At 41.9% G+C, this 13,824-nt stretch carries 24 protein-coding genes; 3 read left to right on the top strand and 21 right to left on the bottom strand.

All coding sequences use genetic code 11. The features are described 5' to 3' along the window. The first annotated feature begins 373 nt into the window (after window positions 1–373). The gene (locus QUB44_RS20150) at window positions 374–2,242 is read left to right on the top strand and encodes a hypothetical protein (RefSeq protein WP_333370161.1); all 1,869 of its coding nucleotides are present in this window, start codon (window positions 374–376) and stop codon (window positions 2,240–2,242) included. Window positions 2,243–2,300: 58 nt separating this feature from the next. Next, window positions 2,301–2,552 carry a hypothetical protein gene (locus QUB44_RS20145; RefSeq protein WP_333370158.1) on the top strand — a complete coding sequence of 84 codons (252 nt, stop codon included), beginning with the start codon at window positions 2,301–2,303 and terminating at the stop codon, window positions 2,550–2,552. Window positions 2,553–2,670: 118 nt separating this feature from the next. Here QUB44_RS20145 and QUB44_RS20140 read toward each other — a convergent pair whose 3' ends face one another. The 15 genes from QUB44_RS20140 to QUB44_RS20070 form a co-directional block, all read right to left on the bottom strand. Continuing rightward, window positions 2,671–2,925 carry a hypothetical protein gene (locus tag QUB44_RS20140; protein WP_333348577.1) on the bottom strand — a complete coding sequence of 85 codons (255 nt, stop codon included), beginning with the start codon at window positions 2,923–2,925 and terminating at the stop codon, window positions 2,671–2,673. A 30-nt stretch (window positions 2,926–2,955) separates the two neighbouring features. Then, window positions 2,956–3,282 carry a hypothetical protein gene (locus QUB44_RS20135; RefSeq protein WP_333348575.1) on the bottom strand — a complete coding sequence of 109 codons (327 nt, stop codon included), beginning with the start codon at window positions 3,280–3,282 and terminating at the stop codon, window positions 2,956–2,958. Window positions 3,283–3,293: 11 nt separating this feature from the next. Next, window positions 3,294–3,914 carry a hypothetical protein gene (locus tag QUB44_RS20130; protein WP_333370157.1) on the bottom strand — a complete coding sequence of 207 codons (621 nt, stop codon included), beginning with the start codon at window positions 3,912–3,914 and terminating at the stop codon, window positions 3,294–3,296. 6 nt (window positions 3,915–3,920) lie between these two features. After that, window positions 3,921–4,430, bottom strand: coding sequence for a thermonuclease family protein (locus QUB44_RS20125; protein ID WP_333370155.1), 510 nt, complete (start codon window positions 4,428–4,430; stop codon window positions 3,921–3,923). Window positions 4,431–4,676: 246 nt separating this feature from the next. Next, window positions 4,677–5,357, bottom strand: coding sequence for a hypothetical protein (locus QUB44_RS20120; RefSeq protein WP_333370153.1), 681 nt, complete (start codon window positions 5,355–5,357; stop codon window positions 4,677–4,679). A 241-nt stretch (window positions 5,358–5,598) separates the two neighbouring features. After that, window positions 5,599–6,132, bottom strand: a complete 534-nt coding sequence (locus QUB44_RS20115) for a transposase (protein WP_333370151.1) — start codon at window positions 6,130–6,132, stop codon at window positions 5,599–5,601. A 20-nt stretch (window positions 6,133–6,152) separates the two neighbouring features. Next, window positions 6,153–6,545 carry an IS630 transposase-related protein gene (locus tag QUB44_RS20110; RefSeq protein ID WP_333370149.1) on the bottom strand — a complete coding sequence of 131 codons (393 nt, stop codon included), beginning with the start codon at window positions 6,543–6,545 and terminating at the stop codon, window positions 6,153–6,155. 36 nt (window positions 6,546–6,581) lie between these two features. After that, complete coding sequence (locus QUB44_RS20105; protein ID WP_333370147.1) at window positions 6,582–6,830, bottom strand: hypothetical protein; 249 nt, start codon at window positions 6,828–6,830, stop codon at window positions 6,582–6,584. Window positions 6,831–6,963: 133 nt separating this feature from the next. Further along, window positions 6,964–7,215: a hypothetical protein gene (locus QUB44_RS20100; protein WP_333370145.1), complete on the bottom strand. Its 252-nt coding sequence runs from the start codon at window positions 7,213–7,215 to the stop codon at window positions 6,964–6,966. Window positions 7,216–7,245: 30 nt separating this feature from the next. Then, window positions 7,246–7,581: a hypothetical protein gene (locus QUB44_RS20095; protein ID WP_333370143.1), complete on the bottom strand. Its 336-nt coding sequence runs from the start codon at window positions 7,579–7,581 to the stop codon at window positions 7,246–7,248. Window positions 7,582–7,637: 56 nt separating this feature from the next. Beyond that, on the bottom strand, window positions 7,638–7,997 hold the full coding sequence (locus QUB44_RS20090) for a hypothetical protein (RefSeq protein ID WP_333370141.1): 360 nt from the start codon (window positions 7,995–7,997) through the stop codon (window positions 7,638–7,640). A gap of 36 nt (window positions 7,998–8,033) precedes the next feature. Beyond that, entirely contained in the window at window positions 8,034–8,393 is a 360-nt protein-coding gene (locus QUB44_RS20085; protein WP_333370139.1) for a hypothetical protein, read from the bottom strand. A gap of 52 nt (window positions 8,394–8,445) precedes the next feature. Beyond that, window positions 8,446–8,682: a hypothetical protein gene (locus QUB44_RS20080; protein ID WP_333370137.1), complete on the bottom strand. Its 237-nt coding sequence runs from the start codon at window positions 8,680–8,682 to the stop codon at window positions 8,446–8,448. Window positions 8,683–8,684: 2 nt separating this feature from the next. After that, a complete protein-coding gene (locus QUB44_RS20075; protein WP_333370135.1) occupies window positions 8,685–9,230 on the bottom strand; it encodes a hypothetical protein in 546 nt (181 codons plus the stop codon). Window positions 9,231–9,316: 86 nt separating this feature from the next. Beyond that, window positions 9,317–10,246 carry a DUF5131 family protein gene (locus QUB44_RS20070; protein ID WP_333370133.1) on the bottom strand — a complete coding sequence of 310 codons (930 nt, stop codon included), beginning with the start codon at window positions 10,244–10,246 and terminating at the stop codon, window positions 9,317–9,319. Between the two features lie 100 nt (window positions 10,247–10,346). On the opposite strand from QUB44_RS20070, the gene QUB44_RS20065 reads away from it, so the two are divergent. Next, on the top strand, window positions 10,347–10,481 hold the full coding sequence (locus QUB44_RS20065) for a hypothetical protein (RefSeq protein WP_333370131.1): 135 nt from the start codon (window positions 10,347–10,349) through the stop codon (window positions 10,479–10,481). A 93-nt stretch (window positions 10,482–10,574) separates the two neighbouring features. On the opposite strand, the gene QUB44_RS20060 is transcribed toward QUB44_RS20065, so the two are convergent. From QUB44_RS20060 to QUB44_RS20035, 6 genes are all read right to left on the bottom strand, one after another. Continuing rightward, the gene (locus tag QUB44_RS20060) at window positions 10,575–11,330 is read right to left on the bottom strand and encodes a hypothetical protein (RefSeq protein WP_333370129.1); all 756 of its coding nucleotides are present in this window, start codon (window positions 11,328–11,330) and stop codon (window positions 10,575–10,577) included. Between the two features lie 189 nt (window positions 11,331–11,519). Further along, the gene (locus QUB44_RS20055; protein ID WP_333370127.1) at window positions 11,520–11,975 is read right to left on the bottom strand and encodes a hypothetical protein; all 456 of its coding nucleotides are present in this window, start codon (window positions 11,973–11,975) and stop codon (window positions 11,520–11,522) included. 74 nt (window positions 11,976–12,049) lie between these two features. Then, window positions 12,050–12,505 carry a hypothetical protein gene (locus QUB44_RS20050; protein ID WP_333370125.1) on the bottom strand — a complete coding sequence of 152 codons (456 nt, stop codon included), beginning with the start codon at window positions 12,503–12,505 and terminating at the stop codon, window positions 12,050–12,052. A gap of 85 nt (window positions 12,506–12,590) precedes the next feature. Beyond that, window positions 12,591–13,061, bottom strand: coding sequence for a hypothetical protein (locus QUB44_RS20045; protein WP_333370123.1), 471 nt, complete (start codon window positions 13,059–13,061; stop codon window positions 12,591–12,593). A 101-nt stretch (window positions 13,062–13,162) separates the two neighbouring features. Beyond that, window positions 13,163–13,420 (bottom strand): hypothetical protein, encoded by a 258-nt coding sequence (locus tag QUB44_RS20040; RefSeq protein ID WP_333370121.1) that lies wholly within the window; start codon window positions 13,418–13,420, stop codon window positions 13,163–13,165. Between the two features lie 75 nt (window positions 13,421–13,495). Further along, complete coding sequence (locus QUB44_RS20035; RefSeq protein WP_333370119.1) at window positions 13,496–13,756, bottom strand: hypothetical protein; 261 nt, start codon at window positions 13,754–13,756, stop codon at window positions 13,496–13,498. Window positions 13,757–13,824 lie beyond the last annotated feature (68 nt).

Below are 13,824 nucleotides of genomic sequence, written 5' to 3'. Positions count from 1 at the left end.
GGAGGCATTCTCTGCTTCTGGGATTTGTATTATCTCCTGACCTGGCAGCATGGTTTGGCGATCGCAATCTTTATCATCGTCGCCATGTGGATCATTGGTGCTGGTAGTAAATAACACTTAACTCCCTGTTGCTACGGCTGTACTGGTTTGAGTCAGCAGCAGGGAGTTTTCAGTCTTGGCATCACTCCTCACTCATCAGTCATCAGTCATTAGTCATTGGTCATTAGTCATTGGTCATCGGAAATCGCGCGGGTATCTCGCGCATCAGATTGGAAATCGCGCGCATCGGCATCGGGCATTGGCATTGGGCATCAGATTTTGGGTATTGGATTTTGGATTTTGGGGACGGGGTAAAGGATAGGAGTCATCAGTCATGGGTAACAGGGTAACGATCGGGTCATTTTTCGGAGCATTTTGCTCTTTGGCGCTGGCATTGATGCCGCTTCCTTTCGATCGCTGGGTGGGAGTTCGGCAAGCCAGCTCTGTTGCTGCGATCGGCTGCGGATATTTCGGCTGGCACGACAGCCAGAAAAAAAAGGAGCAACTGGAACGGCAAGAGCTCTGGGAGTTTGAGCAGCGACTGAAACAGCTAGCGCTTGATGCTGCTGTTAACTCCGCAATCACCGATGTCCTGGTTGAGGAGGTAGTGGTCAAAGAGAAGCTTCGCGCTAATGCCTCAGTTGAGGTCTACAAAGCCGAGACTCAGCAGAATTATGTCCGGGTCATGGCTCACGATCACCCCACTATTCTTGAGCATCTTCTCAAAACTTCACAACCCCCAATATCAGAAACAAAAACTGTTTTTGATTCTCAGTCAGAAACAGAAACAGATTCTATTTCTGATTCTGTTGTTGATAGTGTTCCGGGTGGGATGGATGGTGCAGCAAGAGAGAAAACAGTAGAAGAGAAGAGAGCGGAGTATATAGCTGCTGCCCGATCGAAGCTGTTGAAATTGATTGAGGAGCATGAAGGCGGATGGATTGCACAACTGATGCACAAACCCATCCTAATTTATGGGGATATGGGTAGCTTTAAAAGTTACTTCGCAGCTTTTTTAGCACTGTGCCGGCATTATTTGTATGGTCACAAAATCATCTCGATCGCTGACCCTCACTTTCACCAAAATTATGATGAATGCTGGAAAACTCTGGTTAAGCTAGGCGTTCCCGGCTACGGCGCAAATCAAAACTTTGAGGAAGTTGGCGCACAACTTAACGCTATGTACGATCGATTCAAAGTGAGAACTCTAAAAGATGATTGGCTGACCTCTATCTTTGATGAAATGACACAATATGGCTTTGAAGAAGGTACGGCGGAACCTGCCAGCAAACTAACCAGAAAAGTTGTTGGCGACCCTCGCAAAGGCAAAGAAGCGCCTATCTTCATTGCTCACAATGATACTAACGCTGCTTTCGGCGGTGGTGATGGTTTTAGTAAATCTGTTAACTCAGGAGTCATCAAACTTCAGTTACGATCGGACAGCAAATACCAGCCACTTTTCAAAGGAACTATTTCGGGTATCAAAGATGAAGAGGGAGAGTGCATCAAAGATTTGCCTATTTCTATTTCGCCGTACTGGATACGCCCTGAATGGGTCTATGAGTTATTTAATGGCTTTAGTTCAGAAGTTGACCAGACACCTGATGCAAAGCTTAGCTTAGAAAACTCAGGAACTGAACGACAATCTCACACAGAATCTCAAGTAGAATCTCAGACAGAATCTCAAGTAGAAACTGAAAAAGAATCGGACGTAGACAAACTAACTCGGGCATTAAATCAGTCTGTCTCATGGGATTATTGGTTAGCCGAATCAACTCCTGAAGAACTCGATCGACAAATAGAGTTACATCGATCGCAAGCTGGGCAAAACTCAGATAATTTACCAGATAATTCGGCAGATAACTCAGGTGAAGAATTATCCAACTCCGATAACCTTATCAAAAGCGAGATAACTCCGAAACCCTTGCTCACAGAGGATTATCCAGTTATCTGGGATGCCGAAGATTTCTCAAGATTACTGCCAAATGAGTCAGAAACAGCCCTTTTTGAGCGCATTTTGAAATTATCCGATAAATATACAAGTGCCAGCAAACTCATACAAATCGGTTTGGGTTTCACCCAGGGGAGACGGAAGCCTCGAAGTTATTCAGATGTAGGTAAAAAGTGTTTTCAATACCTTGTAATGAAGCATGGCTCACCTTCTCTGATTGCTAAATACAAGGATTACTTGGAAAAGAAGTAAGTTTAAGTGTTCGTCAATTCGAGCGTACTACATCAATCAAACAAAACCAGGAGACAAAATGCGTAAACCAACAGCAAGCGAATCAGTATTTTTGGCAGGAACATTGACAACAGCTTTGTTAACAACTGCTACAGTTGTCCCCAATGTAATGCAAGAGTTACAAGAAGACGCGCAGCAGGCAAGTGAAGAATTGAAGCGGAAAAATTTACCAAATCCAGCAGATGTTTTCACTTCTGGATTAGTCACAGGTTTGGTTACTGGTGCGATCGGAGCCACAAAGCTTATATCGGACAAACTGAATAATCCCTAATCTATAACCACAAATAAATCTCATAGTAAATTGTGATTTTACTATGAGATTTATAAATGAAAGGAGGAAATTTATGAGTCAGTTAACAGTTTTTCTGTTCGGTATGCTAATCGGAGTTTTACTGATATTCTTGCTCAGTCAGTTCATTGAGTAGAAATTCAGGACGTTGATACCTTCTAGGTTTCTCAACGCGAGGCGCTTTATTACTAAAGAAGCCCCAAGCAATTAATGCTAGTCCAGCAACAAGTTGACCCTGTTCATTGCTAATATATTTACAAGATACAAGTAATTCCGCAATGCCTGCAACAGCTCCTAAAAAACTGGCGATACTGTCTAACTGATCAACAGTTGGCTTTCTATATCTTAATTTCATAATTAGTAGTTGATTGATTGATTGATTGAGTTAGATAGTTGCGTCTGTATCTTCAAATTGTTGTTCGATCGTCGCGATAATGTTGCAAGCAGGCATCTGTAACTGTCTTTCAATAGCTTCAAGTCTACAATCTACCGTAATTGCTCGAAGCTTATTTACATCTTGCCATCGTCGCATTTTGTATCCGAGATTAAGAGTATCGCCTTCTTGTTTCTTCATTAAATCATAAGCAAATCTTTCAATCTTATGAGTTAAACTATCCTTGATTTGTCTAGATGCTAACCAGAAAATATAGGTAGAACCAACAGCGATAACGCCGATCGAAGCAGCAATATAGTCAAGAGTTTCTTGTTTCATTTGTGCATTTATTACCGAGGAGCAAACAATTTATCACCAGGAATAATAGTTGTCGGATAGATAAATTCGTGGTCATTTCTGTATCTTGGGTCAGACTTAACCCGATCCATGAAATCAAAGTGTTGTTCAATATCGTGACCGACAAAGCATCCAGCTCCGGCTGTGTGAATGTCGTTCTTAGGATGGTTGTACCCGTGATGCTGATTGATGCCGAAGTAACCCTCATGGATTTCATCACCGGTTCTCATCATGTCCCTGTTCCAATCCCGGTGCACTTTGACAAGTCCGACCTGGACAAGAGCTTCATGGGGGTTAGAGTAACCATGAAGTCCGACTTGCCATGCTCGATACTGCCCAAAGGCAATTCTGGCAGCTCCATTAGGGTTCATGGGATTGTCGGTGTAGTAATAGCCTGGTTCGGTTGTCGCTTCCCAAGCGCCTTCGATCGTCGGCAGTCCATCCCGGAATCCTAAAATCAGTCGGGCATCGTTGAAATGGTTGGGAGTATCAGCGTTAAGGGTTCCGTTCGGGTCCATCCCTTCCACATAAATGATGTTTTTTTCTCCCGGTTTCCGAGCCAAGTGATAATTTTTGGCTTCCATATACTTGACAATTTTTTCAGCTAATTTCATAGTTTTTCAGGATAAGGTTAATTTTTTGAACTCGTTAGGAAGAATTAGGTCAGGGTCTGACCAAAGACCTAATTTCTTACGATTAGCGCTAGCAGTTTCGGTGATAATCCCTTTGAGTACAGCCAACTCTCGAATGTTGTAGGCGAAACGATTAAATGGGACAAAACTTACTCCCATTCCACTTTTGCATTGCAGGATTTGAATGTTGGTTGCCACAGAAATTTTCTCAAGGTAACAATCACATACCCAGCGATCGTATTGGTCTTTCTCGATCGGAATTGAAATTATTGGTTTGCCTGCGACCAACTCCATCAAGGCAGTTTTTGCTTTTTGCGCCCATTCCCAGTGTTTAAGTATTCTGGGGTCTGTGCTATTTATTCCTGACCTTTGAGCTTCAGGAGTATCTATCCATCGTAGTCTTACTCGTAAATCAGCACCTCGAAAGTCTAGGGTTAAAGTATCGCCATCAAATATAAATTTTGAAAAACAGTTATATGCAGTTCCTGGAGTAATCATGGGCTCAGCCTCAGAAGTATTTTATTTATTCTAATTTACTTTTTAGACTGATGAACTGCTATTATAATTTAACCCAAATAGGTTGAATTTAAAGCCGTTTACTATCTCTCCAGCGCTTACCATGACCTGATTCTAACACCCTCTAATGCCCTTGTCTCCCGTGGCTCCACGGAGAGGAATGAGTTTCTTTTTTTGCGGATAATACCGAGAAAATTTGATAGTTTTTACCCAGCCATCGGGGATATCTCACATTAAAAAAACTCCGATCGCTCGGCATAATTTCTTACTTTTAATTTTGACTTCGGAGTCAGTTACAGGCATCAGTAACGTTGGTACAAATCCCAAAGTCAAGAGTACATTAATTACCAAATTACGGATGCGTTGAAGGAAAACTTTATCATCGATCGAAATAGTATATTTGTTGAAGTTTTCGTTTTCATCGTAAATCAAAGTACCATCATTTTCAACCCCAGTTCCTGAAGTCCACACAGTTTCATAATAATCAACTGTGCCAATCTGAAAATATCGACTGTGTTTCAAGGCAAATGGTTTAATTTCGATGTTACTCCACTTGCCATAATTCCAGCTTGGATAATCACAATCACTACACGAAACCGTCAGATAATCCACTTCAGTAGCATCAGGCGTGTGAATTAAGCCTTTGGGTATGGCTAGCAGGAAACTAGGTAAGGATGGTTGCCAACCTCTCAGGATACCAGGTTTAGCAAGTGCATCTGTCTGATCAAATGCTATAATTAGCTGCTGGGTCAAGCAATAAATAGGAGCATCTTTGATAAACCAGAGAGCTGTTCGGTAGCTATGGATGAATGCAGATAAATCAACTCTGAGATATTCAACTGTGCAACTTGACAAAGCTACTGAAATAATTCCGCTTAAAGTCTGCCAATTGATGTACTTCGGAGGCATTTTTTAAGTCCGATCGCCCCTAATTTCTTTGAGTAAGCCCTTGTAGATATTCTCAAACATTTTCAGGCTGCGATCGCGATTAGGATTGTTTTCGTCAAAGATGATTGATTTTACTTTCATGATTTGGCTTCAAATGTTAACGTAAATGATTCGAGTTCTCTCCGGTGGCATCCGTCTCAAGTTGGCTTTAACTCCATAACTTAGACCGTCATAAACTGCCAACATACAGCGGATTCCAGGTTTATGAAGTACAGTAGCAGCAGCTTGTAAACCAGTTTTTAAAGTGCTGTGGATTAACCAAATCAAGCGCCGTAGCTAGTAAAACATCAACCATCTTGGTAGTAGTAGGCGAAAACTTACGTAAAAAAGCTTTGAGTTGTGACCACCATAATTCGATTGGATTAAAGTCAGGAGAATAGGGTGATAAATTCAGAACACTTGCACCAGCGGCTTGAATCAGTGGTTCAATCACCGCCAACTTATGGGCTGGTAGATTATCCATAACAACGACTGCACCCTCCCATAAGTTTGGCACTAAGCACTGTTCAACAAAAACTGCAAATGCCTGACTATCCATCGACCCGTTGAGTGTCATTAATCCTACTACTTTTTTTAAGCTGATTGCTCCAATAACTGTGACTTTTGCACCCCGATAAAATGGTTTTAAATCATAGACTCTACTACCACATTTTGAACGTGCATGGGTTCGTGTTAACCCCAATAGAACACCCATTTCATCCAAAAAAACGAGGTTGTCAGGGTCGATATTTTTCACTTTGTCCCAATATTCACACCTCAAAAGTTGCACTCGGTCGGTGGCAGATTGACTACTCCGTATTGTCTTTTTTTTCGCGTCAGATTTTGTTTGATTAATTCGCGACACATCATACTAGGACTGACAGATTGTTGGTAGCTATCTAGCCAATATTCACAATATTCTAATAAGGTACTATCAGGATATTTTTCTACCATCTGGGCCAATTTATCTGTGGACGAGTGCAACACACTTTTAAGGCTTCCACCCTGTTTTTTTGGTTGAACGTGACCAGTCGTTTGTTTTTGTTTTAAGATTTTTTGAACAAAGGCTTTACTCACATCAAAACGTTGGGCTACTTTCCTGACTGATGTATCACCTTGTTCATAGGCTTTAATTATTTTTTTACGAAACTCGAGCGAATAAGCTTTCATTTTTTCTGCTGATGTACTGAATGTAGTGTACCACATTTACATGGAATTTGCTGTATAATCTGCCGATCGACTCATTTCAATATCCTGACGTGGATATCGACCTACATTAATGATTGGATAGCCGAAACTTAGACCGCTTCCAGTTTCATAAACTTTAACGTTGCGATATTCCAGAATATTTAGGAATGCTAAAGCTAGTTGATCAAAACCGCGATAGTTCCCGATTAAGATGGTAGCATTTAGGTTTGTGATATTATGAATTCGCGTCCACATTTCCGCGTTCATTTTTTCAAGTCTTTCGGTTCCAGTAAGAAATATTTGCATGAGTTTAGGCTATAATTGAGTTGGTTTTTACTGAAGGAATTGACTGTTACAAGCGCGATGTAACAGTCACTTTTTCTGTTTTCTGAGAAGTTTGCTAAATTATTTTGAGAAGCATGGCAATACGATCGTACCGATCGGCATGACAACCGTTGTCAAAAAATCCAAACTGTTTGTCAGAATAGTTGATGCCCAAGACAAAGATGATGCAGTAGTGACGGTAATAAGGGAACAAGACTGAGCCTAAATATGGCTCAATATATTCCATTTCAGACAAAGCTTTGGCAGTTAGTTTTTGATATTGTTGCTGGTTGCTTTGTCCCAAATGTTCTAAAGTTTGAGGGTTCATCGGTCAACGGTTAACTAAAAGGCTGCCACTCTACAGCGAAGCTCCACGACTGTAATAATTCAATCGCCTCACTTCTGTAAGTTGATCGATCGACCACAATTGCGCTAAAACTTTGCCAATTTCATCATAAGTTTCGGCGGAGTTAGCAGCATCAAAACCTTGCGTTCTGTCTGCTAGAGAACAAGTGTTGCGGTAATAGCGGAACAGTTTATCTAACTCTGGTGCGATATTGAGTCTATCCCACTGTAGTCGGTTAGCTAATCTCAGAGCTGGTCGAGCGTCGGGAATAGCTGAAGGATCGATGAACCGATAAGACTCAGTTCGATCGCCTGAATTGTTGATTTTGAGGAGATAGGGCAATGACATATTATTGTTCCAAAAAGTCACTACCCTACAGCGAAGCACTATTACTATTTATTTGGCTACTTGGCACCACGACTGTAATGATTTACTTTTGTCTCTTCAGTTTCTTGTTCGATCGACCACAGTTTAGCCAAACGCCGACCAATCTCATCATATTCTTCTATGCGAGAGTGGTAAAAGCCATAACCTTCTCCTACATATCCTTCGTCACATCCAAAGGTTAGAAAGATATAACATCGATCGTCATAGGAAGGGAACAGTTCACCCAACACGGGCTTAATATGTTTCTTTTCCCACCGAAGTTTTGCAGTTAATTCCTGAAATGCTAAGTCTGCATCAAATTTATCAACAGATTTAGGTTCAGATTGAGGTTCAGGCTCAGGAAACTTTTCATTTTTCTTGGGAAGATGAATCGGCATTTTAACTCTCCAAACTAACAGTTTTACAGTGAAGGACTATTTACCACGACTGTAATGATTGATTTTCCGTGCTTCGGTTACTTCGTCGATCGGCCACATTTTTGCCAACCGCCGACCAATTTCCTCGTATTTTTCTATGCAATCTCGATAAGTGCCATAACCTTCTCCTACATATCCTTGATCACAGTGAGGAGTCAGAAAGATATAGCAATGGTCTTTGTAATAGGGATAAAGTTCATCTAAGTCTGGCTCAATATATTCTATTTCCCATCCTAGTTTTGCGGTGAATTTCTTAAACATTGATTCTTTGGGCTTGCCTTCTGAGGTATTCGACTCAGGCTCAGGTTTAGGTTCAGGCTGAGAGTTTTGATTTTTCTTCGGAATGTTAATCGGCATATTGATTCTCCTTTCCTTACAATTTCATAGCTTTACAGCGAAGCAAAACCAACTAATTTTCTATCAACCATTTCTGAATCACACTTACTTCGTCGTCTGACATTTGGTTTTCTATGCAGATTTTATGCTGTTCATCCAAATGGCAGAGACTACGGTAAGCCCACAAATTATCTGTGGTTTGGACATAAATCAAGTGAATCGATCGACAGTGAGAGTTGCGGTTGTAGTCGCTATAACCGTCACTGCCATTGAATCCACAAACTTTAGCGACGCGCAAGTTAAGAGCCATGTTTAGCGCCGGGTGTGATTATGATATTGCCGTTCCTGTTTCCGTTGGCGTTCCCGATCGACATGGCAAGGAACGCAAACGCATTCAACTTCTAAATGGTTGACAGCAGCGTACCCCTTATGGTGGTCATATTCATGCTGTCGTAGCTTGCGGGGCGGTACGCCATCGGGCCCTAAATGACCACAATCCACGCACGGGATATTACTGGCATGGGGCAATTTATTACGCCTGACTGCGTAATTTACGCGGTTACGGGCTTGGGTTTTGTCGCCATCTCTGCCCGGAACGGTGGAAAAGCATCGGGATTTGCGTATGTCGATCGGAATAGGCTGATACCTTTTACGATCGAAGGCTCTGCGACAGCTTCTGCAACGGTTGTCTTTGCCGTCACGGGCATTTTTGCTTTCATTAAACAAGTTCAGCTTTAACCAAGATTTGCAAGAGAAACACCATTTCAGACCCGACTTAACATTTCGCTGATATTCTTCAACAGGAATTCCAATCTTGGCAGCAGCGATTTTTTGTCCACCGACTTTATTGAGTGTCATATTTGTTCAAAGATTGTAGGCAGTAGCAGAAAGAAAAACCTCTGACAAACGATCGGCGCAGGTCAGAGGTTTTTTCTCAAGCAGGATTAGAGAGAGAGAGAAGACGGCAACATTTTGAGTCTCGGAACAGGAAACTGACGAAACCTGACATCTTCGGGAAATTCATCAATCTTCCCGCCTTTCTTATCTTTGAGCTTCAGCTTTTCGTAAGTAGTCGCTACTCCTTCGATATAGGTAGAACCGATAACAGGATTTGAGCCAAGTTGTTTGACAAATATCGCCACGTCTTCAGCGCTTTGACATTGGTTAACCATGAATCGAATCCATTCGAGTTGACAAGCACGTACATCATGTCCAGATTCACCGCCGATAATTACCTGGTGGATCAAATCTAGCCATTCCTTCTTAAGTTTCACGAATTCCAGTAACGGCTCGGCACTCAGAAACCAGACTACTGCTGGGGTTTGTAGCAGATAAGGGATTCGCTCATTAGCAGTTTTCTGATTTTCGATCGTAGTGCCGAGCCAGAGATTCGGAATCGGCCAGACAAATTCTGCCGGGGGTAGTTTCAGTTTTCGTCTCAATTCCTCAACAATTCTTCTGATTCGTTCTTTAGCCGATCGGAAATATTCTGGCATCCGCTCTGGGCGTTTTGTGAGCACCTGGAAGGTGTGCTGAGGAGCTACGACGATATAAGCAAAAGCTAAATCCAGCCATTCAGTTCTGACCCAATGCCCGAAACAGTCAGTCATGGAAAACATGAAAACTCTTTCGCCTTTTTTCATTCTCACCAACTTTTCCATGACGATCGAGGAGAAAATCATGTTGACTGGGACTGTCCCGGTGTACGGCAACCCACTGGCAAAGATGAAATAGTTGCTGAGGTTCATTGCCTCGGCGTAACAGTTAGCGCATCCTGGGCTGATTTTTTCACACCAGTGTCCGCCGTGTTTGCCGTCAGCTTTGACCAAATGGATTGGATTAGCTGTGATTCCGGTCCATTGAATATTGCTCATGTTTTTCAGGTTGTTGAGGTTTATCACGCACTAATACGCGCGTATCGCTTGCGTTAATTAATGCGCGTATGTGTATATAGGAGAAGCCGAGGATTAGCTGATGTTGGCGTTTGATTGGCTGATTGGATTCGAGATAGTGGAATGTCGATCGGCTCCATCTCCGTTCGTAGCTGGCGGTGTGGAGCGCATCGAAGTGTTGATAGATAGAGTGGTTGAGTCAGTTCGATCGCTATGAGTCAGAGGATCGAACTGAACTAAGGTGAACTAAGGTGAACTAAAGTGAACCAAGAAGCTGATTGAGCCAGGATTACTCCCAGCTCAGCACAGATTATTTGCCTTTAAGTTGCTTGACAGGCTGTTCAGCTTCAATGACTTCAGCAGTGCCATTACCCGGTGCAATGGCTAAATGAGAAGGAGCAGCAGAACCTAAGCACATTGCCTGATTCTCAATGAGTCGAGGATCAGCGCAATGAAGGATACCGTTTTTCTCATCTTCAAAAATCATCCGAGCAGCTTTGACGGCAGCTTCTTCAAAAGGAGTTGCGATCGGACGGGTCGTGACGGCTAAGTAGTAGTAAGGGCCATAATTGCCTTCACTTTGCACCATCTCGAACCGGAAAATGTTTGAGAAATAAGCCTCAGATGCTTTGCTGTGTGCATATTCGTTCGGATCGCCTTGCATTCCTTCTTCAACCCAAGAATTGAATGCTTCTCGTCCAAAAGTTTCGACCAAACCTTTCATCTTGTCCTGAGATTGACGGTGGATGAGAAAGGTGCTTAACTCAGAGCATTTTTCATGAAAATGAGTCTTCATTCCTCCGGCGACTGGGATTCCCCAGACTTCAGTAAATTGCTCATTTTCATAGTGAGGCTTGAAAGTCAGCGTTTTCTGTGCGATCGCACAAATTGCCATCTCAACAAACTCACCACGGGTCAAGCCAGCTTTCTCGGCTTTGCTGCTATTCATTCCTTTAGTTTCGCCAGTGACGAACATTCCGAACTCGCGCGAACAATTTGCTCTGTAACGGCTAGGAATAGTGGGAATACGAAAAGCGAATCCGTCAACAATGATTGGGTTTTGCATGATTTTGTTTCTGGTTGATTTTTGGGATTTGTTTTTGTTTCTGTTTTTGTTTCTGTTTAAGTTTCTTTGAAAAGAAACTCAATACTTAAAAGCGAAGCACTACAATTGCTTTAGTTTTATCTATTAACTTTACCGGAATTTTTGATTGCTGTGGCGATCGATCGGCTAACAGCAATCAAAATTACTAAGTTAATTCACTTGTATTTCATCCAATCTTTCATCACGACAGTAATCTATTGCAGAATTGAGAATATCGTGAGCTATTTCTAGTCCGAATTTTTCATGGTCATTGTTCGGATTACGAGGAAAAGTGTTTAACATGAAGCCTTTCCCTAGCCGAGGATTAAACGGGAGAAAGTCTAATTCATAGATTTTCTCAGGTTCGATCGGGGGAATTTCTCTCTGTGCAGTGAGGAAAGTTGAGAGTGTCCCGCCAGAATCATTGATGACAAATCCCCAGACTTCTGTCATTGGCAACACTACAGAATTAATCTTTAAGATTCGGCTATTGATTTTTACGATCGCCATATTGAGCGATGGAAATTCTAGACCTTCTAAGGTGAAGTGTCCTTTGACTCGATTTTCTTTGTAACGAAGAAATGGCTCTACCTGAAAACTGGATTGATTGACAGTGATTATTGTCATTGTACAAAATAGTTGTTGAAATCAACATCCTAAAGCGAAGCACAATAAGAGAGTACAATCGCTTTAGGTTTATTTTAACGCTTTAGGTAGTGAACATAAACGGCTAATGCTGGCACTTTATGTTCAGTTTTATTGAGTGCGATTGCCCGCTGTTTCTCTAACGTTTCTAAGTACGGAGAACTGAGAAGCGCTTCATGTTTTGTTTCTGCTTCAGCAAGCATTTCTTTCAAATCATTAATGTAAGCTTGACTGTTTTCGATAGGGATTGCATTCGATCGACATAAATTATCGTATTCACGGCTGATATCCTCATCAAGTCGAGCGACACTAAGATTTTCGTTATCGTAGCGAGTGCGAAGTTGGATAACGATTTTGGCATTGTCATCGTTAAAGACTACGTTTTTGCGAGCTTTGTTAGACTCAATAATCTCGAAAGCTTCAAGAATAGCATCAGGTTCGATCGCTTCAGCTTCAACTTTCAACCTTTCAATTTGATTGCGAATTTCGGCAAGTCTTTTGAGATGTTCCATGATAAAATTGTTGTGTGGAAAATACCTGAAACTGAATCAAAAGCGGTTAGTCCTACGCTAACCGCTTTTTTTGTTGACTATTTAGCTACCAAGTTAAAGCATCTGCTGCTGCTTGTTGTGCAGTACCAGTAAACTGATCTTCAAGACTAGAATTATCGAATAATCCAGCTTCATGAGCAGCGCCGATTTCTTCATAAACGGCTTCAATATCAAACTCTTGTTCAACCGCTTCTTGCAGTTCGTCAAACGGCAGATGTCGATCGAAATGCTTGAAATCCTTGTGAAGATACCATTCAGGCTGCATTTCGATCGACTCAAGATGATGCTCAATCCATTTCAGAAAGGCAAACTTAACTTGGTCAGGCGTGAATAAACTGCACTGATGATGATCCACTGCCTGAAGCCGTTCAACGATTTCATCCAGATTGATTAGTTTGCCGATCGTTTCTAGAAGAATCTGATCTGATGGCTTACCAAACAGATTGGATTTGTCGGGTATTTGTGATTGAATTTGGGAGACAATTTGTGCTAGAGTAGTTGAAGATGTGATGGACATATTGTTACTTTCTTTGCTAGTGTTCGCGACAGAGTAGAAATCTAGGAATCAGTACCTCAAGGCGAAGCCTTACACGAGGTACTTTTTTTTGCCTTTATCTTTTAATTCACTCTTGAAGTCAAATTAAGTTGAAAAACCTTATCATCAGCGTCAACGACATTGTAAATATCGTTGCTCATGTGTTCGATTCTGGCTTGAAACCAACGGACAAAGGCTAATTTGACATCAGAATCGTCGTACATCTGACAATCGCAGATGCAGCGAGATTTAAGCGTTTGTACGATCGCATCAACATCTAGTATCTTTTCAATCCTTGAAAGATAGTCGATATCTTCTTCTGACCAAGTTTGTTGTTGCATTCAGAAACAGAAACGGAACATCACTCACTTACAGCGAAGCAATATTTGTTTCTGTTTCTGTTTCTGTCGATGTTTCTAAACTGTTTTTGTTTCTGCTACTGTTTCTGGGGGATTGGCTGAAGCATAGGAATTGAGGAGATGAAGGAGACTGGCAGCAGCGACAGTAGTATATTTGGTTGTCTGCGGTCGGTCAGTTTTGTCAATGCGCTTGATCAAATAGGAGCTGTCGGAGATGCGATCGCAACTGGTAATATCTCCACGCTCGATCGCACCCTTGGCAAGTTTGGCGATCCGATTGTGGAGATGAGTCATCACTACTTTTACTTTTTTCTTCATGTTCCGTTCCTGGTAAAGTTTATGGTTGGATGTTGGTAAGATGTCCCCCCTTGATAAGGGGGAGACGG

This window comes from Microcoleus sp. AT3-D2, from assembly GCF_036705715.1.
GTDB lineage: Bacteria > Cyanobacteriota > Cyanobacteriia > Cyanobacteriales > Microcoleaceae > Microcoleus.
Note: the sequence above shows the minus strand (reverse complement) of the source record. Positions and strands in the feature narration are given on the sequence as shown.